This window comes from Streptomyces zhaozhouensis, assembly GCF_900230195.1.
Taxonomy (GTDB): domain Bacteria; phylum Actinomycetota; class Actinomycetes; order Streptomycetales; family Streptomycetaceae; genus Streptomyces; species Streptomyces zhaozhouensis.
The window spans coordinates 207,854-234,483 of the sequence record NZ_OCNE01000009.1 but is presented as its reverse complement, the minus strand read 5'-3'; the positions used below and the strand labels follow the sequence as shown (position 1 = coordinate 234,483).

Here is a 26,630-nt window from a genome sequence, read left to right as displayed (position 1 = left end):
GCAAAACGCTCGGCTGGGATACCCCAGCCGAGCGTCTACGTGATCTACTCACCACCTGAAACCAGGCGGTGTTGCGACGACCCCTAGAACCCAAGGCTGCGGGGGCCTTCGGCGTTCATGCCGTGGACGGTGGGGATGGTGCCGAGGCGGCCCTTCTGGAAGTCCTCGAAGGCCTGCTGGAGTTCGGCGCGGGTGTTCATGACGAACGGGCCGTAGTGGGCCATGGGTTCGCGGATGGGCTGGCCGCCGAGGAGGACGACGTCGAGGTCGGGGGTGTGGGCGTCCTGCTGTTCGTCGGCGCGGACGGTCAGGGAGGTGCCGGTGCCGTAGACGGCGGTCTGGCCGGTGTGGACGGGGCGGCGGTCGGGGCCGACGGTGCCGCGTCCGGCGAGGACGTAGGCGAGGCCGTTGAAGTCCTCGCGCCAGGGGAGGGTGAGTTCGGCGCCGGGGGCGAGGGTCGCGTGGATCATGGTGATGGGGGTGTGGGTGGCGCCGGGGCCGGTGTGGCCGTCCAGGTCGCCGGCGATGACGCGCAGCAGCGCGCCGCCGTCCGGGCTGGTGAGCAGGGCGACGCTGTCGCTGCGCAGGTCCTGGTACTTGGGGGCCATCATCTTGTCCCTGGCCGGGAGGTTGACCCAGAGCTGGAGGCCGTGGAAGAGGCCGCCGGACATGACCAGTTGCTCCGGCGGCGCCTCTATGTGCAGCAGCCCGGAGCCGGCGGTCATCCACTGGGTGTCGCCGTTGGTGATGGTCCCGCCGCCGCCGTGGCTGTCCTGGTGGTCCATGATCCCGTCGATGATGTAGGTGACGGTCTCGAAGCCCCGGTGCGGATGCCAGGGCGTCCCCTTCGGCTCGCCGGGTTCGTACTCCACCTCGCCCATCTGGTCCATCATGATGAACGGGTCCAGGTGGCGGTAGTTGATGCCGGCGAAGGCGCGGCGGACGGGGAAGCCCTCGCCCTCGTAGCCGGTGGGCGCGGTGGTCACGGTGAGCACGGGGCGCGCCACGGCGTCCGCGGGCGCGGCCACGCGCGGCAGGGTGAGCGGGTTCTCGACGGTGATCGCTGGCATGGGGACCTCCTCGGCGGCGTGCGGCCAGGGTAGTTGAAGACTCAACTTTCGTCGAGGGGTGGGTGTCCCCTGAGTCGCCCGCCTCCGGCCCGGGGCGGCGCGGGCCGGATCAGCCGTAGAGGCGGCGCATCGTGTACTCGACCATCTCCTCGACCGACTTGGCGTCCAGGACCAGCCGGTGCTCGCCCTCCATGTCCAGCGCGAAGCCGTATCCCGTGGGCAGCAGGTCCAGCACCTCGCCGCCGGTCACCGTGAAGTAGCGCGACTCCTTGCCGGCGTAGCGGCGCAGTTCCTTGAGCGAGGTGAAGAGCGGGATCACCGGCTGCTGGGTGTTGTGCAGCGCGAGGAAGCCCGGGTTCTCGCCGCGCGGGCAGTAGATCTTGCCGGCCAGGAAGGTGTCGTGGAACTCCTCGCTGGACATCGCCCCCGAGGTGTACGCGCGCAGCGCGTCGGTCAGCGTGGGCGGTGCCTGGGGGGCGGCCGAGGCGGCCGGGGGCTGCTGTTGCTGCTGCTCGGGGTAGTACTGCTGACCGCCGTAGCCCTCGGCGGCCTCCGGGCCGCCGGGGTAGGCACCGCCGAAGCCGTCCGCGGGCGGCGGCTGCGGGGGCTGGGTGCCATAGGGCTGCTGTCCGGGGTAGCCGGACTGGTCGTAGCCATACATGCGAGAAAGAGTACTGACTCACAGTTGACCGGTTTCCGCTTGCTTCTTATTACCAGCGGGTAGCATCATGGGGCTACTGCCCGGTATCCACTCGTCAGCTACGGAGCCGTCGTCATGGGCCACTACAAGTCCAATCTCCGCGACATCGAGTTCAATCTCTTCGAGGTCCTGGGTCGGGACGCCGTCTATGGCAGCGGTCCCTTCGCCGAGATCGACACCGACACCGCTCGGAACATCCTGTCCGAGATCACCCGGCTCGCCGAGAACGAGCTGGCCGCCTCGTACGCCGAGGCCGACCGCACGCCCCCGGTCTTCGACCCGGACACCCACACCGCCCCCGTTCCGGCCACCTTCCGCAAGAGCTACCGGGCGTACATGGACGCCGAGTGGTGGCGGATGTCCATCGGCGAGGAGCTGGGCGGCATGACCGCCCCGCGTTCCCTGATCTGGGCCGCCGGGGAGAACGTCCTGGGGTCCAACCCGGCGATCTGGATGTACGCCTCGGGCCCGAGCTTCGGCCGCGTCGTCTTCGACGAGGGCACCGAGGAGCAGGGCAAGATCGCCCAGCTGATGATCGACCGCGAGTGGTCGGCCACCATGGTCCTCACCGAGCCGGACGCCGGTTCCGACGTGGGCGCCGGCCGCACCAAGGCCATCCGCCAGGAGGACGGCACCTGGCACATCGAGGGCGTCAAGCGCTTCATCACCTCCGGTGAGCACGACCTCACGGAGAACATCATCCACCTGGTGCTGGCCCGCCCCGAGGGCCACGGCCCCGGCACCAAGGGCCTCTCCCTCTTCGTCGTCCCCAAGTACGACTTCGACTGGGAGACCGGCGAGCTGGGCGAGCGGAACGGCGTCTACGCGACGAACGTCGAGCACAAGATGGGCCTGAAGGTCTCCAACACCTGCGAGATGACCTTCGGCGGCAACCAGCCGGCCAAGGGCTGGCTGCTCGGCGAGAAGCACGACGGCATCCGCCAGATGTTCAAGATCATCGAGATGGCGCGGATGATGGTCGGCACCAAGGCCATCGCCACCCTCTCCACCGGCTATCTCAACGCGCTGGAGTACGCGCGGGAGCGGGTGCAGGGCGCCGACCTCACCCAGTTCACCGACAAGACCGCGCCCCGGGTCACCATCACCCACCACCCGGACGTGCGGCGCTCCCTGATGACGCAGAAGGCGTACGCCGAGGGGATGCGCTCGCTGGTGCTGTACACGGCCAGCGTCCAGGACGACATCCTGGCCAAGGAGGCCGCCGGCGAGGACGCCTCCGCCGAGATCGCGCTCAACGACCTGCTGCTCCCGATCGTCAAGGGCTACGGCTCCGAGCGCTCCTACCAGCAGCTGGCCGAGTCCCTCCAGACCTACGGCGGCTCCGGTTACCTCCAGGAGTACCCGGTCGAGCAGTACATCCGGGACGCCAAGATCGACACCCTCTACGAGGGCACCACGGCGATCCAGGGTCAGGACTTCTTCTTCCGGAAGATCGTCCGCAACCAGGGCCAGGCCCTCAGCGGGCTCGCCGAGGAGATCAAGAAGTTCCTCGCCGAGGCGCCCGGCGGCGAGGAGCTGGCCGCGGCCAGGGAGCAGCTGGCCCGCGCCGCCGGCGAGTTGGAGGCCATGGTCGGCGTGCTGCTGACCGACCTGGCCGCCACGGAGAAGGACGTCCGCTCGCTCTACAAGGTCGGGCTCAACAGCACCCAGCTGCTGCTCTCCTCCGGCGACGTGGTCGTGGGCTATCTGCTGCTGCGCGGGGCCGCCGTGGCCGCCGCCAAGCTGCCGGAGGCCCCGGCCAAGGACACCGCCTTCTACCAGGGCAAGATCGCCGCGGCGCGGCACTTCGCCGGCTCGGTGCTGCCGACGGTCGCCGTCGCCCGCTCCGCCGCCGAGGCCACCGACCTCTCCCTGATGGACCTGGACGAGGCCGCCTTCTGATCGGGCCTCTCCGCGTCCTGTCCCCCACCGACACCGCCGTCCCGCTCCCTCCCCTCGGAGCGGGGCGGCGGTCGTCGTTCTCGCCCCACCGGTCCCCGGGCCGGCCGGCGAGGGCATTCGTATGCTGAGGGCATGAACGCTCCTTTTGACCGCGACCACACGGACGACCTGCTCGGTTTTCTCGCGGGCTCGCCCTCGCCCTACCACGCCGTGGCGAACGCGGCCTCACGGCTGGAGAAGGCCGGCTTTCGTCAGGTCGAGGAGTCCGCCGCGTTCGACGGCGCGGCCGGTGGGCGGTATCTGGTCCGCGGGGGAGCGCTCGTCGCCTGGTACGTGCCGGAGGGCGCCGGGGCCGCCACCCCGTTCCGGGTCGTCGGCGCGCACACCGACTCGCCGAACCTCCGCATCAAGCCGATCCCCGACACCGGCGCCCACGGCTGGAAGCAGCTCGCCGTGGAGGTCTACGGCGGCACCCTGCTCAACACCTGGCTCGACCGCGATCTCGGCCTCTCCGGGCGGCTCGCGCTGCGCGACGGGCGACAGGTTCTGGTCAATGTGGACCGGCCGCTGCTGCGCGTTCCCCAACTGGCGATCCACCTGGACCGAGGGGTCAACGACGGGCTGAAGCTGGACCGGCAGCGCCACATGACGCCGCTGTGGGGCATCGGGCAGCCGCGCGAGGGGGAGTTGATCGAGTTCCTGGCGGCCGAGGTCGGCGTCGCCGCCGGCGAGGTGCTGGGCTTCGACCTGATGACGCACAGCGTGGAGCCGCCGGCCTATCTCGGCCGGGACCGGGAGTTGGTGGCGGCGCCCCGGCTGGACAACCTGCTGTCGGTGCACGCGGCCGTCGCCGCCCTGACCTCGGCCGCCGGCCGGGACCTCGACCACATCCCGGTGGTGGCCGCCTTCGACCACGAGGAGAACGGCAGCCAGTCCGACACCGGCGCCGAAAGCCCGCTGCTGGGCCGGGTGCTGGCGCGCTCGGTGCACGCCAGGGGCGGCGACCTGGAGGACCGGGCGCGGGCGCTGGCCGGCTCCTTCTGCCTCTCCTCGGACACGGGGCACGCCGTCCACCCCAACTACGCGGAGCGCCACGACCCGGACCACCACCCGGTGGTCGGCGCGGGCCCGATCCTCAAGGTCAACGTGAACCAGCGCTACGCCACCGACGGCCGGGGCCGCGCGGTCTTCGCCGCCGCGTGCGAACGGGCGGGGGTGCCGTGGCAGTCGTTCGTCTCCCACAACGCCATGCCCTGCGGCACCACCATCGGCCCGATCACCGCCGCCCGGCACGGCATCGCGACCGTGGACGTGGGCGCCGCCATCCTGTCGATGCACTCGGCCCGCGAACTCTGCGCGGCCAACGACCCGTTCCTGTTGGCGAACGCCATGACCGCCTTTCTCGACGAGCGCGGCGGCACCGCCGCCGGCCGCCCGTGGCAGGGCTGACGACGAGCTGTGGCCGTTCGGTGAAGAGCGGGGGGCAGGGTGGAGTCCACGGGGGCGGGCGGCGGCGCACTGCACGGCGTCGCCGCCTGGGTCCTCTCGGTGGCTCAGGGCACCTCACTCGCCCTAGGATTCGTTGCTGATAAGCATTCACCGGCAATGCCGGCGCAGCGTACCGTGTGAACACACCCAACCGCGACGAAACCGCCACGAGGGGTCCCGTGACCGTGCATCCGAGCCTGCAACCGTCTGTCGATGCCTGGACCCAGTCCATCGAGTCGATATCCGAGCTGGTGTCGTCGCTGGTCGAGGGGGAGTGGAACCGCCCGACAGAACGCGTGGGTTGGTCGGTCAGGGACGCGGTCTCCCATGTCATCGGCGGCGAGTGCGAGGCCCTGGGCGACCCCCGGCCGATCCACAGCCTGCCCCGCGACCTCTACCACGTCACCGACGAGACCAGCAGGTACCACGAGGTGCAGGTGGACGTGCGACGCCACCACACCGGCCCCGAGATGACCAGCGAGCTGGAGTACACCATCATCCGGCGCTCCCGCCATCTGCGGAACGAGCGCCGCAACGCCTCCGACGTGATCTCCCACCCGCTCCACGGCAAGCTCCCCCTCGGCCAGTACCTCCAACTGCGCGTCGCCGACGTCTGGGTGCACGAGCAGGATCTGCGGAGGGCGTTGAAGCAGCCGGTCACTCTCGACACCCCCGCCGCCCTCGTCGCCAGGGACGTGCTGTTGCAGCGGCTGCCCGGTGTGGTCGCCGAGCAGGCCCCGGTCAAGTCCGCCGTGGTCTTCGACGTCAGCGGCCCGGTCGAGTTCCTGCGCACGGTGCGCGTGGACGAGCAGGGCAACGGCTCGGTGGACAGCAGCCCTTCGCTGGGCCCGGTCGCCACCTTCACGCTGGACTGGGAGACCTTCACCCGGGTGGTCACCGGGCGGCTGCGCGGCCGGCGAGCCGCCGAGAAGGTCAAGGTCGAGGGCGAACGCGACCTGGCCGACCGCATTCTGGCAGGACTGGCCTCCCCATGGTGAGCGGGACTCTCCGCCGCACGGGGAGCGGACGGGGCGGGCGTTTCACGTGAAACGCCCGCCCCGTCCGCCTCGTGGTCCGTGTCCGGGGAACGCCGGCCGGAGCCGGGTCAGTTGAGGGGTTCGAGCCCGGTGGAGACGACCAACTCGATGTAGAAGTCGTCGTCCTCGGGGTCGTAGGCGGTGTTCGCCTCGGGGTTCTGGCCGACCACCATGCCGTCGCCCTTGAGCACCTCGTCCTTGTAGGTGAGGCTCTCCTCGTAGGACCAACCGGCGGCGCGGATGCACTCCTTGACCGAGTCGATGTGCACGTCGTAGAAGTCGGGCATCACGACGGCGCCCTCGTTGTTCTCCTGGTCCCAGTAGTCGTTGGCGTGGGTGCACTCGGTGGTGTCGATGGTCTTCTCCGAGTCGCCCTCCTTGTAGCGGCGCTCGGGCTCCTCCTCGGACTCCCCGTCGTTGCCGCCGGGGGCCGCGACCTCGGTGCTGTTGTCGCCGCTGGGGCCGGCCTCGGGCTCCTTGTCGTCGTCCCCGCCGTTGGTGACGACGACGATCGCCACCGTGGCGATCAGCGCGATGGCGGCCACCGCGGCGACCACCACCATCCACGGGGTGCCCTTGCCGGAGCCGCCGCCGTTCGCAGGCCCACCGGGCGAGGTGGCGTTGGGGTAGTGCGGGGGGTGCGGCGGGCCGCCGTGGCCGGCCGTGCCGGGGGCCTGGTGCGGCGGATAGCCGTAGCCGCCGCCCGCCGCGCTGGGCGCGTACGGGGAGGCGGGGGTGGACGGCGGCGGCGTCGGCGCTCCGAACTGCGGGAAGACCGCCTGGGAGACCGCCGCGCCGCTGTTGGAGGCGGCCGCCGCGTTCGGGTCGATCTGCGGGGTGGCCTGCGTCAGCGAACTGGCCACCGTCAGACAGGCGTTCCGGAAGTTCTCCGCCGAGGGGAACCGCTCGTTGGGGTTCTTCCGCAGCGCCTGCGCCACGATGGCGTCCAGCGCGGGCGGCACCGAGGCGTTGATGGAGGAGGGCGCCGGCGGCTCCTCCTGGACGTGCGCGTAGGCGATCGCCAGCGGCGAGTCCGCGTCGAACGGCAGCCGGCCGGTGAGGAGCTCGAAGAGCATCACACCCACCGAGTAGAGGTCCGAGCGCGCGTCGACGCCCCGGCCGAGCGCCTGCTCGGGGGAGAGGTACTGCGGGGTGCCGACGACCATGCCGGTCTGCGTCATCGCGGTGACCCCGGACTGCATCGCCCGCGCGATGCCGAAGTCCATGACCTTGACCACCCCGCGCCGGGTGATCATCACGTTCCCCGGCTTGATGTCGCGGTGCACCAGCGCCATCTCGTGGCTGATGTCGAGGGCGGCCAGCACGTCCGCGGTGATCCGGAGCGCCTTGTCGGCCGGCATCGCGCCGTAGCGGGCGATGTCCTCCTCCAGGGCGTCGCGCAGCGGCACACCCTGGACGTACTCCATGACGATGTACGGCACCTGGGCGCCGTCCACCATGTCCTCGCCGGTGTCGAAGACCGAGACGATGTTGGTGTGCGCGAGCTTGGCGACGGACTGGGCCTCGCGCTTGAACCGCTCCCGGAACGCGTCCTCGCGGCCCAGCTCGCTGTGCATGGTCTTGATGGCGACCTGCCGGTCGAGCACGGTGTCGTGCGCGAGGTGGACGGAGGCCATGCCGCCCGTCCCCAACTGGCTCCGCAGCTGGTACCGCCCACCGCCGACCGAGCGGCCACCCGGGTAGTCGGCAGGCGGCTGCGCGTGGTCACTCATCCGACTGATCCCCCTAGGGCGGTGTCGTTGTTGAACTGCACCACCCCGTCGCTGGGCGTGCCACACCGCGCATCATACGAACTACCTGTTCTACGTCCCCAGTCTGCCCCAGGGCCAGGGGACGTCAAGGACGTTGTCCGTTCCGTGACCGGCGGCGACGGGCTCAACTTGTCAGCGCGACCCCGGACCGGGTTTGATGGCCGAGCGATCCAGCTAACTACGGCGAGGACTGATGGCACAGGTGCGAGGCGCTGCGGGCCCCGGCGACGAGGAGCCCGACCAGCCCGGCGACGAGGTGCCCGACGCGCCGGAGCTGTGGGGTAACAACGGTCTTGTCGGTGAGGGACGGTACCGGCTGACCAGGCGCCTTGGCCAGGGGGGCATGGCCGAGGTCTTCGCCGCCGAGGACGTGCGGCTCGGCCGCACCGTGGCCGTGAAGCTGCTTCGCGCCGACCTCGCGCAGGACCCGGTCTCCAAGGCCCGCTTCACCCGCGAGGCACAGTCGGTCGCCGGGCTCAACCACCACGCGGTGGTCGCCGTCTTCGACTCCGGCGAGGAGCAGGTCGGCAGGAACGTCGTCCCCTACATCGTGATGGAGCTGGTCAACGGCCACACCATCCGTGAGCTGCTGATCGGCTCGGACAGCCCGCCGCCGCCCGAGCAGGCGCTGGCGATCGTCTCCGGGGTGCTGGAAGCGCTGGCCTACAGCCACCACCACGGCATCGTCCACCGGGACATCAAGCCGGCGAACGTGATCATCACCGACACCGGCAGCGTCAAGGTGATGGACTTCGGCATCGCCCGTGCCCTGCACGGCGCCAACCAGACCATGACCCAGACCGGCATGGTCATGGGCACTCCCCAGTACCTCTCCCCCGAGCAGGCGCTGGGCAAGGCCGTCGACACCCGCTCCGACCTGTACGCGGTCGGCTGTATGCTCTACGAACTCCTCGCCCAGCGGCCGCCGTTCGTCGGCGAGACCCCGCTGGCCGTCGTCTACCAGCACGTTCAGGACCAGCCCAGGCTGCCCTCCGAGGTCTCCTCGGCGCCGCCGGAGCTGGACGGCCTGGTGATGCGGTCGCTGGCCAAGGAGCCCGACGACCGTTTCCAGACCGCCGAGGAGATGCGCGGGCTGGTGCAGTACGCGGCCAGGACGCTCGCGGAGCACGGCAGCCACACCGGCGGCCTGTGGAACACCGGCGCGATCACCTCCGTCACCACCCCGCCGATGGGCACCCAGTCCCTCGCGGGGACCAGGGCCGGCGGCAACACCCCGCCCACCGGACAGCTCACCGCCCCGCTGCTGCTGGGTGACCCGCGCGGCGGCGACGAGGAACCGCCCCGGCGCGGGGGCGGCCGCGGCAAGACCCTGCTCTTCGCGCTGCTCGCCGTCGTCGCCATCGGCACCGGCGTGCTGGTCGCGGCCCAGCGCGACTCCGGCGACGGCGACAAGCCCGACCCCAAGCAGACCTCCGAGACCACCGAGGAGGAGCCGGAGGAGCCGACGGACGACGAGGAGGAGCCGGAGGACCCGGCGCAGACCGAGGAGCTCCCGGGCGACAGCGGCTGGGACAACGGGGGTGAGCGGGGCGACAACGGCTCCGACGACGGCGGCTGGGACGGCGACGACGACGATCCGCCGACCGACACCGAGGAGCCGACGACCCCGGACGAGCCCACCGAGTCGGAGACCGAGCCGGAGACCCCGCCGGAGGAGACCAACCAGGGCGGCGACTCCGAGGGTGTGACCGAGGGCGACGACGGCGGCGAGGACAACGGCGGTGCCGGCGAGACCGGGAACCCCGCGGGCGGCGCTGACCAGGGCGGCTCGGAGGGCGTGCCCGGGGGCGGCAGCGAGGGCGACGCCACCCCCTGACGTGAAGCCCACCAGTCCGTTAAGGCCCACCCTTCCCCGCGCCACCCTCAGCGAGCTGCTGGGCGAGTACGGTGCCGGCGAGCCGCTCAGCTGCGAGCCGCTCACCGAGGGGCTGCTCAACCACGGCTACCGGCTGGCCACCACCAGGGGCCGCTACTTCCTCAAGCACCACCTGGACGGTGATCCCGGGGCGATAGCCCCGCTGGTCCGGCAGCACCGGGCGACCGCGGCCCTGGCCGAACTCGGCCTGCCTGTCGCCCCGCCGCTGGCGGACCGGCTGGGGCGGACCGTGGCCGTGCACGCGGGCCGCTGCTACGCGCTGCACCCCTGGGTCGAGGGCCAGCACCGGGACGGTGCGCAGCTGAGCACGGACGAGAGCCACCGGCTCGGCGCGCTGCTCGGCCGGGTCCACCGGGCCCTGGAGCAGGTGATAGGGCGTTCCCCCAGCCCGGGGCCCGAGGCCCGCGCCGCCGCCACCCCCGTCGAGACCCACGCCGTGATCGACCAGCTGCTGGCCCACATCAGGGCGCGGCCGCGCCGCACCGGCTTCGACGAGCTGGCCGAGCACCGGCTGCTGGAACGCAGGGCCCTGCTGCGCACCCACGCCCATCTGCGTCCCGGGCCGGCCGAGGTGCCGACGGAGGGGTGGGTGCACGGCGACTTCCATCCGTTGAACCTGCTGTACCGGATAGAGGGGCCCGTGGAGCCGGTCGCCATCGTCGACTGGGACCGGCTGGGGGTGCAGCCGCGCGCGGAGGAGGCGGTCCGCGCCGCGTGCATCTTCTACCTTCGCCCGGACGGCGGTCTGGCCCTGGGGAAGATCCGGGCCTACGCCGCCGCGTATCGCGCCGCGTCCGGCGCCTCCCCCGACGAGCTGGCCGCCGCCGTTCACCGGGTGTGGTGGGAGCGGCTCAACGACTTCTGGATGCTGCGCTGGCACTACGAACGGGGGGACCGGCGCGCCGACCCGCAGTTTCCCGCGGCGTCGGCCCTGGTCGTCTGGTGGACCCGCCACGCGGCCGCGGTGCGGGGGGCGTTCAGCGGGGGCTGAAGCCTCTCGCGGTGCGCGGACGGCCACCGTGCCGCTCGCCGGCCGGGCCGTCCGGGACCAAGGACTCGGGGACGTGGGACCTCCCGCCCGTGTGGCGGGTGGCTCGGGCGGGCAGGGTGGAAGCCATGTTTCCCATGCCGGACCAGGACACCCCACGTCAGGAGCTGACCAGGGCGCTGCGGCTGCTGCCCCGCGTGCCGCACGGCCGGGCCGCCGCGACGCGGCGGGCGATGCCGGTGGTGCTGCCGGCGAGTCATCTGGTGACGGGCGGGACGCTGCTGCTGCGGGTGACCCACGCGGGTGATGTCGTGCACCCGTGGGACGGCACCGTGCTGGCCTACGAGGCGAACGACGACGGGCAGCGGCCGGGCGCGCCGGCGGCGTGGCAGGCGCAGGTGGTGGGTGTCGCCACCGTCGCCCACCCCGACCAGCGTGTGCGCGAGGCGTTCCCGCCCCCGCCGCGCTACGCGCGCCATCCGGAGGCCACCTATCTGCGGCTCGCGCCACGCTACGCCTCGGTGCACGAGCCGGAGGCGTCCGCCCCCGCCCGCCCCTGGCTGCCCCGCCCGCGCGCCGGCGGCTCCGAGTAGGGAGCAGGCGCCGGCCGTCAGCGTCGCTTCTGCTCCTGGAGCCTGGCCACGTAGGCCGCGGCCTGGGAGCGCCGCTCCATCCCCAGCTTGGAGAGCAGCGCCGAGACGTAGTTCTTGATGGTCTTCTCGGCCAGGTGCAGCTCCTGGCCGATCGCCCGGTTGGTCAGTCCGTCGCCGATCAGGGACAGAATCCGTCGTTCCTGGTCGGTCAGTTGTGCCAGCCGGTCGTCGTCGCTCTTCTCGTCGCCGCGCAGTCGTTGCAGCACCCGCTGGGTGGCGTCCGGGTCGAGCAGCGACTTGCCGGCCGCGACGTCCCGCACGGCGGAGAGCAGCTCGCTGCCCCGGATCGCCTTGAGCACATAGCCGGAGGCGCCGGCCATGATCGCGTCGAAGAGCGCCTCGTCGTCCGCGTAGGAGGTGAGCATCAGGCAGCGCACCGACTCGTCACGGGAACGGATGTCCCGGCAGACCTCGACCCCGCTGCCGTCCGGCAGCCGTACGTCGAGCAGTGCCACCCGGGGGCGCGCGGCCGGGATGCGGTCCAGGGCCTCCGCGGCCGTGCCGGCCTCGCCGACGACCTCGATGTCGGGCTCCATCGCCAGCAGCTCGTGGACCCCGCGTCGCACGACCTCGTGGTCGTCCACCAGAAACACGGTGATCGCACCGTTTTCTCCGTTTTCAGGCACCTTGTCAGTTTTCCATAGGAGCGGCGCCCACGCCTTCCCGCGAGGGCGAGGCGCGGGTTAACGTGCGAGTTACCCGCTGCCCCGCAGGGCTTCGACCAGCGCGTTCGACCCGGATGTGACGTTACTTGGAAATCCAGGTAAATGCGCAGGTCAGGGCTGCTTTCGCGGCTTGTGGACCGGCTGGATACCGTGCTCTCATGAGGCGGAAGAACGGGCGGGGAAGCGGGAACAAGGGAATCGCTCGGTTTCCGTCCGCCGCACCCACCCCGTGCGCCGTACGGATCGGGCGAACCGCACTGGTCGCCCGGCGGACCCCGGGGGCCGGACCGACGGAGGAACACGAGTGACCGTGGAGAGCACATCGCGCGACACCGCGCGCAGCACCACCACGCAGGAGTCCACCGACCGCCCGTCCGCGGGACGGACCCGGGGCCGCACGGCCGAGGGGAAGCCCACGGCCGGTAAGTCCACGTCGGGGAAGCCCGGACCGACGGCGACGAAGAGCGCGACCGGGAAGCCACCGGCCAGGAAGGCGACCGCGAAGAAGGCGACCGCCGGGAAGACCGCGGCCAAGAAGAGCGCGGCGAAGAAGACCTCGGCGAGCAAGGCGAGCCCGAAGAAGGCCGCGCCGAGGGGGACCGCCGCGCGGACGGCGCCCGCCGAGGGCCCCGAGATGGTGCAACTGCTCACCCCCGAGGGTGAACGTGTCGAGCACCCCGACTACCCGCTGACCATCAGCCACGAGGAACTCCGCGGCCTCTACCGCGACATGGTGCTCAGCCGCCGCTTCGACGCGGAGGCGACCGCGCTCCAGCGCCAGGGCGAACTCGGCCTGTGGCCCTCCATGTTGGGCCAGGAGGCCGCCCAGATCGGTTCCGGCCGCGCGCTGCGCGCCGACGACTACGTCTTCCCCACCTACCGCGAGCACGGCGTCGCCTGGTGCCGGGGCGTCGACCCGACGCAGCTGCTCGGCATGTTCCGCGGCGTCAACCACGGCGGCTGGGACCCGAACAGCAACAACTTCCACCTGTACACCATCGTCATCGGCTCGCAGACCCTGCACGCCGCCGGCTACGCCATGGGCGTCGCCAAGGACGGCGGCGACGCGGCCGTGATGGCGTACTTCGGCGACGGCGCATCCAGCCAGGGCGACGTGGCGGAGGCGTTCACCTTCGCCGCCGTCTACCAGGCACCCGTCGTCTTCTTCTGCCAGAACAACCAGTGGGCCATCTCCGAACCCACGGAACGCCAGACCAGGGTGCCGCTCTACCAGCGCGCCCAGGGCTACGGCTTCCCCGGGCTGCGGGTCGACGGCAACGACGTGCTGGCCGTGCTCGCCGCCACCCGCGCCGCCGCCGAACAGACGCGCAGCGGCCAGGGGCCCGTGCTGATCGAGGCGTTCACCTACCGGATGGGCGCGCACACCACCTCGGACGACCCGACCCGCTACCGCCGCCAGGAGGAGCTGGAGTCCTGGGAGGCCAGGGACCCGATCCTGCGGCTGCGCCGCCACCTGGACCGCGAGGGCGCCGCCGACGAGGCGTTCCACTCCGCGCTGGAGGCCGAGAGCGACACGTTGGCCCGCCGGGTGCGGGAGTCCATCCGCACCATGCCCGACCCGGAGCCGATGGCGATGTTCGACCACATCTACGCCGACGGGCACACCCTGGTGGACGAGGAGCGGGCCGAGTTCGCCGGCTACCTCGCCTCCTTCGCCGACCACGAGGGGAACTGACATGACCGTCGAGAAGATGGCGTTCTCCAAGGCGATCAACTCCGCGCTGCGCGCCTCCCTGGAGTCCGACCCCAAGACGCTGGTGATGGGGGAGGACGTCGGCAAGCTCGGCGGCGTCTTCCGGATCACCGACGGGCTCCAGAAGGACTTCGGCGAGGAGCGGGTCATCGACACCCCGCTCGCCGAGTCCGGCATCGTCGGCTCGGCCATCGGCCTGGCCCTGCGCGGCTACCGGCCGGTCGTCGAGATCCAGTTCGACGGCTTCGTCTTCCCCGCCTACGACCAGATCGTGACCCAGCTGGCCAAGATGCACGCGAGGGCGCTCGGCAAGGTCAAGCTGCCGGTCGTCATCCGCATCCCCTACGGCGGCGGCATCGGCGCCGTCGAGCACCACAGCGAGTCGCCCGAGGCGCTGTTCACCCATGTCGCCGGCCTCAAGGTCGTCACGCCCTCCACCCCGTCCGACGGGTACTGGATGCTGCGCCAGGCCATCGAGTGCGACGACCCGGTGATCTTCCTCGAACCCAAGGGCCGCTACTGGGAGAAGGGCGAGGTCGACGCGGAGGGCATCCCCGACGGGCTGCACAGCGCCCGGGTCGCCCGCGCCGGCACCGACCTGACCGTCGCCGCCTACGGCCCGACGGTCCGCACCGCGCTCCAGGCGGCCAAGGCCGCCGAGGAGGAGGGCAGGTCGCTGGAGGTGGTCGACCTCAGGTCGCTCTCCCCGATCGACTTCGACACCGTCCAGCGTTCCGTCGAGCGCACCGGACGGCTGGTGGTCACGCACGAGGCCCCGGTCTTCCAGGGCGTCGGCGCCGAGGTGGCCGCGCGGATCACCGAGCGCTGCTTCTACCATCTGGAGGCCCCGGTGCTGCGGGTCGGCGGGTTCCACGCGCCGTACCCGCCCGCGCGGCTGGAGGAGGAGTACCTCCCGGGGCTCGACCGGCTGCTGGACGGCGTCGACCGCGCCCTGGCGTACTGAGGGAGAGGCTGAGGAGAGTCGTGACGATGGCTGCGGCACAACAACAGCGCTACCGCGAGTTCCGAATGCCGGACGTGGGCGAGGGGCTCACGGAGGCCGAGATCCTGAAGTGGCTGGTCCAGCCGGGGGACGCGGTGACGGACGGCCAGGTCGTGGTGGAGGTGGAGACCGCCAAGGCGGCGGTCGAGCTGCCGATCCCCTACGACGGGCTGGTCGGCGAGATCCTCTTCCCCGAGGGCAGCACGGTGGAGGTCGGCACCCCGATCATCACCGTCGACACCGGCGGCGGTGACGACGCGTCCGACACCGGGCCCGGGGGTGACCCAGAACCCGAGGCGCGGACCGAGGCCGGGCCGACGCCCGCGCCCCGGGAGCCCGAGACGCGGGAGAAGGAGCCGGCGCGCGAGCCGGTGCTCGTCGGCTACGGCGTCTCGGCGGCCAGCAGCCGGCGGCGCCCCCGCAAGGCGGCCCCGGCGCCCGCCGCCGCCCCCGAGGCGCCGCCGGCCGCCGCCGCGCCGCCGGCGACCAACGGCGCGTCGCTGCCCGGGCGTTCCGGCGTGCTCGCCAAGCCCCCGGTGCGCAAGCTGGCCAAGGACCTCGGCGTCGACCTGGCCGCCGTGCCGCCCACCGGGCCGGGCAACGTGGTGACCAGGGACGACGTGCGCGCGGCCGCGGAGTCGGCGGCGCCGGCCGCGCCCGTGGCGCCGGCGGCTCCCGCGTTCGAGCCGCTCCCCGCCGCCGAGGGTGAGCGGGAGAGCCCGGCGGTGGAGCCGCAGTCGCTGGCGGCGATCCGTGAACGGCGGGTCCCGGTGCGCGGGGTGCGCAAGGCCACCGCGCAGGCGATGGTGGACAGCGCGTTCACCGCGCCGCACGTGACGGAGTTCGTCACCGTCGACATCACCAGGACCATCAGGCTGGTGGAGCGGCTGAAGAGCGACCCCGACATGGCCGGGCTGCGGGTCAACCCGCTGCTGCTGGTGGCCAGGGCGCTCCTGGTCGGCCTGCGGCGGAACCCGGAGGCCAACGCGGCCTGGGACGAGGAACGCCAGGAGATCGTCTACAAGGACTACGTCAACCTGGGCATCGCCGCCGCCACCCCGCGCGGGCTGCTGGTGCCCAACATCAAGGACGCCCACGCCAAGACCCTGCCCGAACTGTCGCGCGCGCTCGGCGACCTGATCAGCACGGCGAGGGAGGGCAAGAGCAGCCCCGCCGACATGCGCGGCGGGACCGTCACGATCACCAACATCGGGGTCTTCGGCATCGACACCGGGACGCCGATCCTCAACCCGGGGGAGTCCGCGATTCTCGCCTTCGGCGCGATCAAGGACCAGCCGTGGGTGCACAAGGGCAAGATCAAGCCGCGCAAGGTGACGACGTTGGCGCTCTCCTTCGACCACCGGCTGATCGACGGGGAGCTGGGCTCCCGCCTCCTCGGCGACGTCGCGGCGGTGCTGGAGCACCCGAAGAAGCTGATCACCTGGACGTGACCGCGACCACCCGCGCGCGGGGCCGGGGCGGATCGTCGTCCTCGCCCCGGTGCCCGGCCGCTCGCGCGGTTCCCCGCGACCCCCTTCCTGTCGGGGGCGCGGGGAACCGTGTGCGGTCGGCTTACAGGTAGGGGCCCGAGCGGGCGCCGCCCTGGTGGGGGTCTTCCGGGGACGCCTCCTCCGGCCCCAGCGCGCCGGGCGGAAGCGCCCTGCGCATCTGCTCCAGCTGCGCCCGTGCCGCCATCTGCTGCGCGAACAGCGCCGTCTGGATGCCGTGGAAGAGCCCTTCCAACCAGCCGACCAGCTGTGCCTGGGCGACGCGCAGCTCGGCCTCCGTGGGCACCCCGTCGTTGGTGAACGGCAGCGACAGCCGTTCCAGTTCGGCCACCAGCTCCGGCGCGAGGCCCTCCTCCAGCTCCTTGACCGAACTCGTGTGGATCTCCTTGAGTCGCACCCGGCTGGCCTCGTCCAGCGGGGCCGCCTTCACCTCCTCCAGAAGCTGCTTGATCATGCTGCCGATGCGCATGACCTTCGCCGGCTGCTCCACCATCTCCGTGACCGGTGTCTCGGAGTGGCCCTCCTCACCGTCCCGGCCGACCGGGCCGCTCAGCGCCATCCCGTCCGGGCCGACGACCAGGACCTGGGCGTTCTCCTGCGGCGATTCGTTCCTCGGCTGAGTCATACCTCCATCATGCAACGACCCTCACCCGATCCGCCGAGCCAGGGGCACGCGCGAGCGGGTCAGCAGCGTGGCCAGCAGCCAGGCGACCAGCGGGACCACGACGATCAGCTGGAGGAAGGTCATCCACGGCAGCTCGATGAACATCTCGGGGCGCGGCAGCGCCGTCTCGCCCGCGTCCCACCGGGGCTGCCACCAGTCGAGGTCGGCGCGGTGCTCCACCAGCCGGAGGCCGACCGCCGGGATGAGCCCGGAGACCGCTCCCAGCAGTACGCCCATCGCGGCGATCAGCCCGCACTGGAGTCCGGACAGCGCCCGCCGCAGCCGCGGCGTGGCGCCCACCGCGGAGAGCGTGGAGAGGTCGGCCGCCGCGTCCGCCTGCGCCAGGCCGGTGGCGATGCCGGCCGCGCCGATGGTGATCACGGTGGCGAAGAGCGCCAGCACCAGCAGCGCCAGCGAGTTCTTCTCCTTGTACCCGTCCTCCACGCGGAACGTCACGTTGCCGCCGAGCATCTCGATGTCGGCGTCGACCGCCTGCTGGGCGCTCTCGCCCGGGGTCTCGTCCAGGTCGTAGACGGTGCCCCTGTCCAGCGGGGCGAAGCCGGCCTCGGTCGCCATCTCCGGGGTGATGATCACCAGCGGCGCGTCGTCGCCGTCCTCCAGCACGTGCGCGGGGAGCGTGACCTCCCTGTCGGGGGCGTCGACCGGCAGGCCCAGGTCGTCGTACTCCTCGGCCTCCTTGGTGAAGGCGCCCAGCCGCACGTCGTCCGGCCCGTCGAGGAGGTCCTCGTGGGCGACCAGCGCCTTCCCCGCGGCCAGCGCCTCGGCGGCGCCCGGCTCGTCGAGGCCGAGCAGGGCCAGGGCCTCCGGCTCCAGGATCAGCACGGGCTCGGAGATGCCGCCGACGATGCCCCCGCCGCCGTCACACAGCGGGCTGGTCAACGCGGCACGGCGGTCCTCCGGGGCCATCGCATCGGCGTCCTCGGTGTAGGCCGGGCACTCGGCACCGTCGGCCGGCAGCGGCCCGACGTCGCCGCAGTAGGTCCAGGTGCTCCACCCGTCGTCGGTGGTCTCGCAGTTCAGCGGTCCCGGCACGGCCTTCGCCAGGTCCTGCCGCTCGTTGACGCGCAGCTCGCGTTCCGCCGAGGTCCTGGCCTGGTCGAGGGTGGTGGCGCCGTCCGCGTCGTACGCCATGAGCGCCGCGTTGCCGTCCGGCAGCTGCGCCTGGTACTCGCTGCGCATCTTCGCCTCGTCGCTGACCGTCACGGTGGCGACGGCCACGGTGCCGGCGACGGCCGCCAGCACGGCGGCGACTGCGGGCGCGGTGCGCCCCCGGTTGCGGGCCGCGTCACGCAGCGCCAGCCTCGGGGTCAGCGGCAGCCAACGGGCCAGCCGGCCGAACGCGCCCACCAGCATCGGGGTGCAGGCCACCAGGCCGAGCTCCGCGATGACGGCGCCCGCCGCCACGGGAATGGTCTCGCCCAGCAGCAGCCCGCCGAGCAGCGCGAGCGAGGTGCCGAAGAGCAACATGCAGCCGCCGACCAGCGGCAGCACCCGGCTGCTGTGCCGCACCCCGCGCCGGCCGGTCAGCGAGGCGAGCACCGGCGTGCGGGCCGCGTTGTAGGCCGGGATCACGGCGGCCATCAGCCCGATCAGCACGGCGAACGCCGCGATGCCGCCGAGTTCCAGCCAGCGGAAGTCCCAGCTGCCGAACCGGGTGCCCATCTGCCCTTCCAGCAGCGGTTTGACCAGCATCACCAGCGCGATACCGCCGATGAGGCCGATCACCGCCGCCATCGCGCCGAGCACGACCCCGCTGGCCAGCATGATGGCGCGCATCTGGCGCCGTTCGCCGCCGTTGGCGCCGACCAGCCCGAGCTGGCGGCGCGAGCGTCGGGCGCCGACCGCGAACGCGGGGCCGGCCAGCAGGCAGACCTCCAGGACCACCAGCGAGACCGCCACCACGGCGACGGCGACCCCGGTGCCGTCCACGCCGGAACCGGAGTCCAGCGCGAGGACCTCGGGGGCCAGCACGCTCTCCGACGGCGGGTTCAGGTGGAGTTCGCGGGAGACGACGACGAAGCCGGCCTCGTTGGCCCGTTCCGTCAGCTCCCAGTCGACGCCGGTGTCGCCCGGCACGTCGACCAGCAGCTTCCCGACGGCCCAGCCGTTGGCGGTGTCGTTCATGGCGCCGGGCCGCACGATCAGCTCGCTGACGTCCAGCTCGAAGGGCGCCTCGTACTCGCCGACGAGGGTGAAGGTGGTGCCCTCGTCCAGCGGTTCGCCCCAGGCGTTGACCGTCACCTCGTCGCCGAGCGAGAGGCCGCTGCCGGAGAGGAACTCGCTGCTGGCCACGACCTCGTCGTCGTTCTCCGGCCACTCGCCGTCGAGCAGCGTCCGCTTGCCCTCGGCCAACGGGTGGCCGGGGTCGGTCTCCACCACCTCGGCGTCGTCCACCCCGTGGGCGGTGGTGGCGCGCTGCCAGTCGGTGCGCTCGAAGAGGGCGCTGCTCCCCTCCGGCAGCACCTCCTCCGCCAGCGCGATCAGCTCCTCGGGCGTCTCCCAGAGCACCTCGGGCGCGTCGGCGCTGATCTCCTCGGAGGAGGCGCCGTTGTCGAGCGTCGTCCACTTCCCCTCGAAGTCCTGCGCGATCGGGTCCGAGCCGGTCAGCTCGTAGCTGGCGTCCGCCTGCCCGATGCCGCGCTCCAGCTTGTCCGCCACGCTCAGGTTGCCGCTGCGCACCGCGAGGTCGGCGCCGACGGCGCCCACGATCGGCAGCGCGATCATGGCCACCACCAGGGCGCTGCGGCCCTTGGCGCGCAGCGCGTCACGGCGGGCGACGCGCAGCGCCAGCCGCCAGGTGCTGCCGGCCTTCACCGGGCTCCCCCTCCGGTGAGCAGGGTCTCGGCCGTGCTGGACGCCGACTCGTCGACGACGACGCCGTCGCGCAGGAAGACCACCCGGTCCGCCCAGGCGGCGAACCGCGTCTCGTGGGTCACGAGCACCACGGCCGCGCCCTGGTCCGACCTGCGACGCAGCAGCGCGAGCACGGCGTCGCTGGTCTCGGTGTCCAGCGCGCCGGTCGGCTCGTCGGCGAGCAGCAGCCGCCGGTCGCCGACCAGCGCGCGGGCGATGGCGACCCGCTGCTGCTGGCCGCCGGAGATCTCGTCGGGGAAGCGGTCGGCGACCTCGGCCAGCCCCATCTCCTCCAGCGCGGCCAGCGCCTCCTTGCGGGCGGCGCGGTGGCGCACGCCGTGCAGCTCGCGGGGGAGCGCGATGTTCTCGACGGCGGTGAGCGCCGGGATCAGGTTGTAGTCCTGGAAGACGTAGCCGACGGAGGTCCGCCGCAGCTTGGCCAGGTCGGCACGGTTGAGCGCGCCGAGGTCCTGCCCCTCGACGAGGACCTGGCCGCCGGTCGCGGTGTCGAGGCCACCGGCCAGGGTCAGCAGGGTGGACTTGCCGGAGCCCGAGGGGCCCATCACGGCGACGAACTCGCCGGCGCGCACGGTCACGTTGATCTCGCGCAGCGCGTGCACGGCGGCGGGGCCGCTACCGTGGGTGCGGCTGAGCTGCCGCAGCTCCAGGACGGCGGGGCTCTCCTTCCTCGTGCCGGGGTCGCCCGGCGGTATGTCGTGGGTGCGGGTGTTCTGGCTCATCGGGAGGCCCCCTTCGGCTGGGTGGTGACGTCGGACGGGTCGGTCTCGGTCACCTCGGGAGGCGGCGGCTGGGGCTGGGTGGCCCGGGCGGCGGCGAGGCGCACCAGCCGTGACTCGCAGTGGTCGAGCCAGCGGACCTCGGCCTCGGCGTAGAAGATCAGCTGTTCGAGGACGAGCAGCCAGGCGATGTCGTCGGGGGCCGAGCCGTCGGCGTTCATCGCGTCGGCCTTGAGCCGGGTGTAGTCCCGCATGGCGGAGAGGGTGTGGCGGCGCTGCCCCTGGATCACCGCGCGCATGTCGACGCCGGGGGTGCCGACGGCCATCGCCAGCTTGATCGCCAGCTCGTCGCGGGAGGGGTGGGTGCGGTCGACCGGCTGGTTGAACCACTCGGTGAGCGAACGCCGCCCCTCGTCGGTGATGGCGTAGAGCTGCTGCTTGGCGTCCCCGCCGCCCTCCGGTCTGATCAGGCCGTCCCGCTCCAGGCGGCCGAGGGTCGTGTAGACCTGCCCGATGTTCAACGGCCAGGTGGTGCCGGTGCGGGACTCGAACTCGGCACGTAGCTGGGAGCCATAGCGAGGCCCCCGGTCCAGGAGGGCCAGTAGCCCGAAACGGATCGACATACCGCGTATGTATACCGGGTATGCGGGCGTCCCGGCAAGCCTGCTTACCGAGTATGTTACGTGGTAAGTCCCTTGGTGGGGCCGGGGTGTGCGCCCGGGTGGCGGCGGGGGGGTGCGCGGGTGGTCAGGCGCGGCGCAGGCGGTAGCCGAGGAGGCCGACTCCCAGACCGACGCAGGTCAGGCCGGCGCCGAGCGGCAGTACCGGGAAGACCGCGCCGCCCGTTCCCGCGCCGGTGCGGGCCAGCCTCTCGCTGCCCCGGCCCTCCCAGCGGGTGGAGGGCTGGTCCACGATGCGCCAGCGGGCGACGCGCTGCTCCTCGGGGTCGTTCCCGGCTTCCGTCTCGGCCCCGCGCTCCTGCGCGGACCCGCTCGCGCGCTCCTGCGCGGACCCGTTCGCGGGCGGGGCGCCGCGTTCGTCCGCAGGGGGCGTCTCGTCCGCGGGAGGCATCCCGTCGGCGGGGGCCGTCTCGTCGGCGGGTGCCGCCGGGGTCGGCTCGCCGTCCCGGCCGCGGCCCCGCTCGTCGGCGGACGCCGACGCGGAGAAGGAGGCGGCGAGGGTCAGCAGTACCGCCCCGGCCAACCCGATTCCCACCCACAGCCTCACGAGTCCCGACCCTTCGCTGTGATCCCGTCAACGATGTGACCAGCGTGACATAGCACTAGCAGTCGGGCATTTCGGACGCACGGGGGTGCGGGCGGACGGGTGGCCGGAACGCGGGGCGCGGCGTGCGGGGTTCGGGGGCCGAGGTCCGGGGTCAGGCCGGGCGCGGCGCGGTGAGGTCGCCCTCCTCGCCGGTCGGGGTCAGCAGGATCTTGCCCACGTGTCCGCCGGCCTCCAGCACCTCGTGCGCCAACGGCGCCTCGGGCAGCGGCAGCAGCCGGTCGATCACCGGGCGCAGTCGCCCCTCGGCCACCAGCGGCCAGACCCGGGCGGCCACCTCGGCGACGATCGCCGCCTTCTCCTCCGGCGGCCGGGCACGCAGCGAGGTGGCGCTGACGGAGCCGCGCAGCGCCAGCAGCCTGCCCAGCGGCAACTCCCCGCGCGCGCCGCCCTGGAGGCCGATCACGGCCAGCCGGCCGCCGGTCGCCAGCGCCTCGACGTTTCGCGCCAGATAGCGGCCGCCCACGATGTCCAGGATCACGTCCGCGCCGCCGACCCGCCGCAGCTCCTCGACGAAGTCGTCCTCCCGGTAGTTGATCAGCAGGTCGGCGCCCAGCTCCCGGCACCGTTCGAGCTTCTCGGCGCTGCCCGCGGTCACCGCGACCCGCGCGCCGAACGCCTTCGCCAGCTGGATCGCGAACGTCCCGATCCCGCTCGCCCCGCCGTGCACCAGCAGCGTCTCGCCGGAACGCAGCCCGGCCACGCCGAAGACGTTGGACCACACCGTGCACGCCACCTCGGGCAGTCCGCCGGCCGCGAGCAGTCCCACCCCTTCGGGGACCGGCAGCAGTTGACCCGCCGGAACGCTGACCAGCTCGGCGTAGCCGCCGCCGGAGAGCAGCGCGCACGCCTCGTCGCCGACCCGCCAGCCGCTCACCCCCGGGCCGAGCGCGGCCACCCGGCCCGCGCACTCCAGCCCCGGGTAGGGCGAGGCGCCGGGCGGCGGGTCGTAGAAGCCCTGGCGTTGCAGGACGTCGGCCCGGTTCACGCCGCTGGAGGCGACCTCCAGCAGCACTTCACCCGGGCCGGGTGTCGGATCGGGGACCTCGGCCCAGACCAGTGCCTCGGGACCGCCGGGCTCGGGAATGGTGACAGCACGCATGGGCGGGAAACTACCCGTTCGCGTTCCCCCACTCACCCGGGCTCGGCACCTCGGCGCGACCGGCCGCCGCGCGGGGTACCTGGCCGTACGCCGACTGGCCCGGCCCCGGGCCCTGGCCGTGCCGCATGGGCACGTCCACGCGGTGCTGCTGCTCGTAGACCATGTGCACCAGCTCCGCGATGCACTGCCCGCAGGCGTAGAGGTCGCCGTCCGCGCGGGGGGCGCGGATCGGACCGATCCACAGGACGCTGATGTTCTCCCGGCGGCAGTAGAGCCAACACCGCCCGTTGACCCACTCGTTGCCGCCGGTGCCCCGGTGGGGCACCGGCCAGCCGCTGACCCCGGAGAAGCTGATGCCGCCGAGGGAGACCCGCGCCCTCACGCCGGCACCAGCCCACCCCGAGGGCGGCGCGACCCCGCGCCCTGACCGCTCCCTGCCATCCTCACTCCCAGTCGGTGCGACTACTGACCTTCCGTACTCACACCATCACCCACCGGAAGCCCTGCTTGTGCCGAGTCGCGAATTTTCACCGGTTCGGAGCCGGGGTGTCCGTACGCGTGTGCGGAAGGGGACACCCCCGGGCACTCACCGGAAAACGGGACGAGCGGGATGAGCGGGACGAGTCCGAGCGAGTCCGGACGAGCCGGCGGGCGCGGCTGTGGGCGAAGCCCCGGGCTCGGGAGGCGCCAAAGGCGCGGGGAGCCCCGGAAGTCCGGGGGTGCCGGAGGCCGGGGGGGATGCGGGTCGGCTCAGGAGGAGAAGAACAGGCCCGAGAAACCGCCCTTGCGGCGGTGGCCGTAGTGGCCGCCGTGGTGACCGCCGTGGTGACCGCCGTGCTGCGGCGCGCCCCAGCCGGGGCCGGGCGGCGGGGGACCCTGCTGGTAATGCGGCTGCTGCGGGGGCGGCGGCGCGGGGGCGCCAGGCGGGGCCCACTGGCTCTCCAGCTGGCTGATGTGCTCCAACTCGCCGTAGTCGAGGAAGATTCCACGGCAGCCGTCACACTGTTCGATCTGAACGCCGCTTCGGTTGAACGTGCGCATCGGTGCGCCGCACTTGGGACACTGCATCATCGGCTCCATGGTCGATCTGCTGTCCCGGCCACCCTACGACAGCACCGCGATCCGACCGCAGGAATCGACCAACGCCACGCCGTCCGCCGCGAGTTCGGCGTCCCGGCCGTGCGCGAGCAGCAGCGCGCGGGCGGCTCCCTGCACGGTGAACGCGCGTGCCGCGCCGTCCACTCGGGCCCAGGGATCGCGGACGGACGCCAACCCGTAGCCGTTCAGCAGCCGTTGCCAGTCGGACGGCGGCAGCAGGCCGGCCGCGTACCAGGCCGCCGGCCGCCCGAGGTCCCACGTCGGATCGCCCCACCCGAGGTCGTCCACGTCGATCAGCCGCCAGCCGGCACCCGCGAGCAGCACCAACTGGCCCAGGTGGAAATCCCCGTGACAGAGCCTCAGCTCCGCCTCCGGCGGGGCGGGGGCGCGGCGCTCGTGCGCGCGCAGCACCTGCCGCACCGCCGCCGCGTAGCGCGGGCCGGTCACCTCGGCCCGCAGCCTGCCCACCGCGCGCGCCACCCGCGCCGGGCCGCCGGCCGCGGGCAGCGGCGTCGACGGCTCCACCGCGTGCAGCCGGGCCAGCAACCGCCCGGCCTCGCCCCAGGGATACCGCTCCGGCACGGCCGGATCGACCGGCTCTCCCCGCGGCCACCGCGTCACCAGCCGCCCGTCGCACACCTCCACCCCGCCCAACGGCGGTACCACCAGCCCGTCCAGCGCCTTCGCCGCCCGCAACCGGGCGCGCAGCGCTTCGAGTTCGACCTCGGCACCGTGCGTCTTCACCGCCACAGAACCCCGCAACTCCACCCACCCCATGCCCCGCATGGTACGAGCGGTCACCCCGCCCCGCGCAGTTGTGCGGCGACCAGGTCGCCCAGCCAGTGCGCCGCGGGCTCACGGCTGCGGCCTGATCCTGGTCCGCTGAGGTCGAACTCGTCGCCCGCCGGCGGCCGTTGACCGGCGTCGCGAGGCCCGTCCGGATAGACTGTGCGCACTGTTCCACGCGCCGGGGGGCCCATGGGTGCGAGCACGCCGCCTGGAGGCGCGCGGCCGGGGGAGACGGAGAGGGTTCCGTTCTTTCAGGACCGTGTGCCGTTTCTGGCCCGGCTGGCGGAGCCGGAGCGGGTGGAGCTGCTGGGGCTGGGGCCGCGGGTGGGGTACCGGGCGCGGACCGAGGTGATCCACGAGCACACGCCCTCCACCCACGTGCAACTGGTGCTCGGCGGGCGGCTGATGGTGACCGCCGGCTCGCCGAACGGGTATGTCGCGCTGCTGGCGCTGCGCCGGCCGGGGGATGTGGTCGGGGAGTCGGCGGCGCTGACCGGGCAGGCGCGGTCGGCGACGGTCACGACGCTGGAGCAGGCGGAGTGCGTGCTGGTGGGCCGGGAGGCGTTCCTCGACTTTCTGGCACGCCGCCCCGACGCGCACCGGAAGCTGAGCGCGCTGCTGGTCGAACGGGTGCGGGCGGGCGACCGCAGGGCGTTGGAGCTGGCCTCGTCGGGCGTCAGGGAGCGGCTGGCGCTGCTGCTGCTGGACCTGGCGCGCGCGCACAGCGAACCGACGGACTCCGGGCTGCTGTTGACGGTCCCGCTGAGCCAACAGGAGCTGGCCGGCTCGGTCGGGGCCTCCCGTGAGGCCATCGTGCGGCTGCTGGCGGAGCTGCGCCGGAGCGGGGTGGTGGAGACGGCGCGGCGGAAGGTGTGGCTGCGCCGTCCCGAGGTGCTGAGCCGGATCGCGGCGGGCGCGGAACGGGGCTGAACGCGACGCCGCCGCACGGCGGTTGTGGGTCATCGGTCACATTCGGTGTGCGTCCGCCGCCCTGGAGCTGGTGCCCGCCCCTGCCGCACGCTGGACGCCGGGGCCGCGAGCGACGCGGGCCTCGTTTCCGGAGGGGGATCGCGATGACCATGACGACACCCGGTGACTTCTCCGTCCCGCTGGCGGAGCAGTTGCTCAACGAGGTCAGGGTGGAGATCGCCAGGGCCGACAGCAAGGCGGCGCTGCTCGTCGCCGCGCTCGGCCTGGGCACCGGGCTGTTCGGCGGGATGGTGGCCAACGGCGGCTGGTCGCCGGGGGCGTTGAGCACCTTGGGGCAGGTGCTGTGGTGGCTGGGGCTGGCCGCGCTGTTCCTGGCGCTGACCGCGTTTCTGCTGGCCGTCGCGCCGCGCCTGCCCGGTGGGTGGGTCCCGGGCGAGCCGTTGACCTACTTCGGCGACATCGACCGCGCGGCGCGCCGGGGTGAGTTGCGGGAGGCGCTGGCCGCGACCGGTGGGGCCCCGCGCGACCGGCTGGCCAAGGCGTTGGCGGCCAACAGCCGCATCGCGACCGGCAAGCTGCGCTGGGTGCGCTTCGGCCTGGTCACGTCCGGTCTTGGCATCGTGCTGCTCCCGGTGGCCCTGCTCGCCGGTTAGACGTGCCGGTTGCACGCGCGGGTTGAACGCGTCGGTCGCACGCGCCGGTTGAACGTGCCGGTCGCGCGCGCCGGTCGCACGGAGTTGCCCGGCCTCCCCGGG

General features: G+C 72.8%; 25 protein-coding genes. 11 read left to right on the top strand and 14 right to left on the bottom strand.

The features are described 5' to 3' along the window. Window positions 1–83 precede the first annotated feature (83 nt). Both CRP51_RS15295 and CRP51_RS15290 read right to left on the bottom strand, forming a co-directional pair. Window positions 84–1,070, bottom strand: a complete 987-nt coding sequence (locus tag CRP51_RS15295) for a pirin family protein (protein ID WP_097231735.1) — start codon at window positions 1,068–1,070, stop codon at window positions 84–86. Window positions 1,071–1,179: 109 nt separating this feature from the next. Further along, entirely contained in the window at window positions 1,180–1,731 is a 552-nt protein-coding gene (locus CRP51_RS15290) for an SseB family protein (protein WP_097231734.1), read from the bottom strand. A 114-nt stretch (window positions 1,732–1,845) separates the two neighbouring features. Between CRP51_RS15290 and CRP51_RS15285 the strand changes: the two genes are divergently transcribed. From CRP51_RS15285 to CRP51_RS15275, 3 genes are all read left to right on the top strand, one after another. Next, a complete protein-coding gene (locus CRP51_RS15285) occupies window positions 1,846–3,672 on the top strand; it encodes an acyl-CoA dehydrogenase (protein ID WP_097231733.1) in 1,827 nt (608 codons plus the stop codon). Window positions 3,673–3,804: 132 nt separating this feature from the next. Beyond that, window positions 3,805–5,121: a M18 family aminopeptidase gene (locus tag CRP51_RS15280; RefSeq protein WP_097231732.1), complete on the top strand. Its 1,317-nt coding sequence runs from the start codon at window positions 3,805–3,807 to the stop codon at window positions 5,119–5,121. Between the two features lie 218 nt (window positions 5,122–5,339). Continuing rightward, a complete protein-coding gene (locus CRP51_RS15275; RefSeq protein ID WP_097231731.1) occupies window positions 5,340–6,158 on the top strand; it encodes a maleylpyruvate isomerase family mycothiol-dependent enzyme in 819 nt (272 codons plus the stop codon). A gap of 107 nt (window positions 6,159–6,265) precedes the next feature. On the opposite strand, the gene CRP51_RS15270 is transcribed toward CRP51_RS15275, so the two are convergent. After that, window positions 6,266–7,930, bottom strand: coding sequence for a Stk1 family PASTA domain-containing Ser/Thr kinase (locus CRP51_RS15270; RefSeq protein WP_097231730.1), 1,665 nt, complete (start codon window positions 7,928–7,930; stop codon window positions 6,266–6,268). A gap of 232 nt (window positions 7,931–8,162) precedes the next feature. Between CRP51_RS15270 and CRP51_RS15265 the strand changes: the two genes are divergently transcribed. The 3 genes from CRP51_RS15265 (at window position 8,163) to CRP51_RS15255 (ending at window position 11,447) form a co-directional block, all read left to right on the top strand. Then, window positions 8,163–9,806 carry a protein kinase domain-containing protein gene (locus CRP51_RS15265; RefSeq protein WP_097231729.1) on the top strand — a complete coding sequence of 548 codons (1,644 nt, stop codon included), beginning with the start codon at window positions 8,163–8,165 and terminating at the stop codon, window positions 9,804–9,806. A 1-nt stretch (window position 9,807) separates the two neighbouring features. After that, window positions 9,808–10,857, top strand: a complete 1,050-nt coding sequence (locus CRP51_RS15260) for a phosphotransferase (protein WP_097231728.1) — start codon at window positions 9,808–9,810, stop codon at window positions 10,855–10,857. A gap of 125 nt (window positions 10,858–10,982) precedes the next feature. Beyond that, window positions 10,983–11,447, top strand: coding sequence for a pyridoxamine 5'-phosphate oxidase family protein (locus tag CRP51_RS15255; RefSeq protein WP_141514611.1), 465 nt, complete (start codon window positions 10,983–10,985; stop codon window positions 11,445–11,447). Window positions 11,448–11,464: 17 nt separating this feature from the next. Here CRP51_RS15255 and CRP51_RS15250 read toward each other — a convergent pair whose 3' ends face one another. After that, window positions 11,465–12,133, bottom strand: a complete 669-nt coding sequence (locus CRP51_RS15250) for a response regulator (protein ID WP_097231726.1) — start codon at window positions 12,131–12,133, stop codon at window positions 11,465–11,467. A gap of 343 nt (window positions 12,134–12,476) precedes the next feature. Between CRP51_RS15250 and pdhA the strand changes: the two genes are divergently transcribed. Genes pdhA through CRP51_RS15235 form a run of 3 tightly spaced genes read left to right on the top strand, consistent with a single transcriptional unit; the run spans window position 12,477 to window position 16,340 of the window. Beyond that, window positions 12,477–13,868 carry a pyruvate dehydrogenase (acetyl-transferring) E1 component subunit alpha gene (pdhA, locus tag CRP51_RS15245; protein ID WP_439333168.1) on the top strand — a complete coding sequence of 464 codons (1,392 nt, stop codon included), beginning with the start codon at window positions 12,477–12,479 and terminating at the stop codon, window positions 13,866–13,868. Between the two features lies 1 nt (window position 13,869). Next, window positions 13,870–14,850 (top strand): alpha-ketoacid dehydrogenase subunit beta, encoded by a 981-nt coding sequence (locus CRP51_RS15240; RefSeq protein ID WP_097231725.1) that lies wholly within the window; start codon window positions 13,870–13,872, stop codon window positions 14,848–14,850. 26 nt (window positions 14,851–14,876) lie between these two features. Next, window positions 14,877–16,340 carry a dihydrolipoamide acetyltransferase family protein gene (locus CRP51_RS15235; protein WP_097231724.1) on the top strand — a complete coding sequence of 488 codons (1,464 nt, stop codon included), beginning with the start codon at window positions 14,877–14,879 and terminating at the stop codon, window positions 16,338–16,340. A gap of 121 nt (window positions 16,341–16,461) precedes the next feature. On the opposite strand, the gene CRP51_RS15230 is transcribed toward CRP51_RS15235, so the two are convergent. The 10 genes from CRP51_RS15230 to CRP51_RS28865 form a co-directional block, all read right to left on the bottom strand. Next, on the bottom strand, window positions 16,462–17,022 hold the full coding sequence (locus CRP51_RS15230; RefSeq protein ID WP_097231723.1) for a bacterial proteasome activator family protein: 561 nt from the start codon (window positions 17,020–17,022) through the stop codon (window positions 16,462–16,464). Window positions 17,023–17,043: 21 nt separating this feature from the next. After that, entirely contained in the window at window positions 17,044–19,896 is a 2,853-nt protein-coding gene (locus CRP51_RS15225; RefSeq protein ID WP_097231722.1) for an ABC transporter permease, read from the bottom strand. Beyond that, window positions 19,893–20,675, bottom strand: a complete 783-nt coding sequence (locus CRP51_RS15220) for an ABC transporter ATP-binding protein (protein ID WP_097231721.1) — start codon at window positions 20,673–20,675, stop codon at window positions 19,893–19,895. Before CRP51_RS15220 ends, CRP51_RS15225 begins: the two co-directional genes overlap by 4 nt. Next, window positions 20,672–21,295, bottom strand: coding sequence for a PadR family transcriptional regulator (locus CRP51_RS15215; RefSeq protein ID WP_097231720.1), 624 nt, complete (start codon window positions 21,293–21,295; stop codon window positions 20,672–20,674). The genes CRP51_RS15220 and CRP51_RS15215 overlap by 4 nt, the downstream gene beginning before the upstream one ends. Window positions 21,296–21,419: 124 nt before the next feature. Next, window positions 21,420–21,899 (bottom strand): hypothetical protein, encoded by a 480-nt coding sequence (locus CRP51_RS15210; protein WP_097231719.1) that lies wholly within the window; start codon window positions 21,897–21,899, stop codon window positions 21,420–21,422. A 151-nt stretch (window positions 21,900–22,050) separates the two neighbouring features. Further along, window positions 22,051–23,058, bottom strand: coding sequence for an NAD(P)H-quinone oxidoreductase (locus tag CRP51_RS15205; RefSeq protein ID WP_097231718.1), 1,008 nt, complete (start codon window positions 23,056–23,058; stop codon window positions 22,051–22,053). 10 nt (window positions 23,059–23,068) lie between these two features. Then, the gene (locus CRP51_RS15200; protein ID WP_097231717.1) at window positions 23,069–23,440 is read right to left on the bottom strand and encodes a hypothetical protein; all 372 of its coding nucleotides are present in this window, start codon (window positions 23,438–23,440) and stop codon (window positions 23,069–23,071) included. Between the two features lie 368 nt (window positions 23,441–23,808). After that, window positions 23,809–24,126, bottom strand: a complete 318-nt coding sequence (locus CRP51_RS15195) for a TFIIB-type zinc ribbon-containing protein (RefSeq protein ID WP_097231755.1) — start codon at window positions 24,124–24,126, stop codon at window positions 23,809–23,811. Window positions 24,127–24,162: 36 nt separating this feature from the next. Further along, complete coding sequence (locus CRP51_RS15190) at window positions 24,163–24,933, bottom strand: phosphotransferase family protein (RefSeq protein WP_245880592.1); 771 nt, start codon at window positions 24,931–24,933, stop codon at window positions 24,163–24,165. A 20-nt stretch (window positions 24,934–24,953) separates the two neighbouring features. Further along, window positions 24,954–25,112, bottom strand: coding sequence for a hypothetical protein (locus tag CRP51_RS28865; RefSeq protein WP_170970564.1), 159 nt, complete (start codon window positions 25,110–25,112; stop codon window positions 24,954–24,956). A 94-nt stretch (window positions 25,113–25,206) separates the two neighbouring features. Between CRP51_RS28865 and CRP51_RS15185 the strand changes: the two genes are divergently transcribed. Both CRP51_RS15185 and CRP51_RS15180 read left to right on the top strand, forming a co-directional pair. Beyond that, a complete protein-coding gene (locus CRP51_RS15185; protein WP_245880591.1) occupies window positions 25,207–25,875 on the top strand; it encodes a Crp/Fnr family transcriptional regulator in 669 nt (222 codons plus the stop codon). 143 nt (window positions 25,876–26,018) lie between these two features. Beyond that, window positions 26,019–26,528 (top strand): Pycsar system effector family protein, encoded by a 510-nt coding sequence (locus CRP51_RS15180; RefSeq protein ID WP_170970563.1) that lies wholly within the window; start codon window positions 26,019–26,021, stop codon window positions 26,526–26,528. Window positions 26,529–26,630 lie beyond the last annotated feature (102 nt).

Coding starts and splice junctions, on each gene's coding strand:
- CRP51_RS15295 (WP_097231735.1), bottom strand. CDS start 1,070: ATGCCAGCGATCACCGTCGAGAACCCGCTCACCCTGCCGCGCGTGGCC.
- CRP51_RS15290 (WP_097231734.1), bottom strand. CDS start 1,731: ATGTATGGCTACGACCAGTCCGGCTACCCCGGACAGCAGCCCTATGGC.
- CRP51_RS15285 (WP_097231733.1), top strand. CDS start 1,846: ATGGGCCACTACAAGTCCAATCTCCGCGACATCGAGTTCAATCTCTTC.
- CRP51_RS15280 (WP_097231732.1), top strand. CDS start 3,805: ATGAACGCTCCTTTTGACCGCGACCACACGGACGACCTGCTCGGTTTT.
- CRP51_RS15270 (WP_097231730.1), bottom strand. CDS start 7,930: ATGAGTGACCACGCGCAGCCGCCTGCCGACTACCCGGGTGGCCGCTCG.
- CRP51_RS15265 (WP_097231729.1), top strand. CDS start 8,163: ATGGCACAGGTGCGAGGCGCTGCGGGCCCCGGCGACGAGGAGCCCGAC.
- CRP51_RS15255 (WP_141514611.1), top strand. CDS start 10,983: ATGTTTCCCATGCCGGACCAGGACACCCCACGTCAGGAGCTGACCAGG.
- CRP51_RS15240 (WP_097231725.1), top strand. CDS start 13,870: ATGACCGTCGAGAAGATGGCGTTCTCCAAGGCGATCAACTCCGCGCTG.
- CRP51_RS15235 (WP_097231724.1), top strand. CDS start 14,877: ATGGCTGCGGCACAACAACAGCGCTACCGCGAGTTCCGAATGCCGGAC.
- CRP51_RS15230 (WP_097231723.1), bottom strand. CDS start 17,022: ATGACTCAGCCGAGGAACGAATCGCCGCAGGAGAACGCCCAGGTCCTG.
- CRP51_RS15220 (WP_097231721.1), bottom strand. CDS start 20,675: ATGAGCCAGAACACCCGCACCCACGACATACCGCCGGGCGACCCCGGC.
- CRP51_RS15215 (WP_097231720.1), bottom strand. CDS start 21,295: ATGTCGATCCGTTTCGGGCTACTGGCCCTCCTGGACCGGGGGCCTCGC.
- CRP51_RS15205 (WP_097231718.1), bottom strand. CDS start 23,058: ATGCGTGCTGTCACCATTCCCGAGCCCGGCGGTCCCGAGGCACTGGTC.
- CRP51_RS15195 (WP_097231755.1), bottom strand. CDS start 24,126: ATGCAGTGTCCCAAGTGCGGCGCACCGATGCGCACGTTCAACCGAAGC.
- CRP51_RS15190 (WP_245880592.1), bottom strand. CDS start 24,933: ATGGGGTGGGTGGAGTTGCGGGGTTCTGTGGCGGTGAAGACGCACGGT.
- CRP51_RS15180 (WP_170970563.1), top strand. CDS start 26,019: ATGACCATGACGACACCCGGTGACTTCTCCGTCCCGCTGGCGGAGCAG.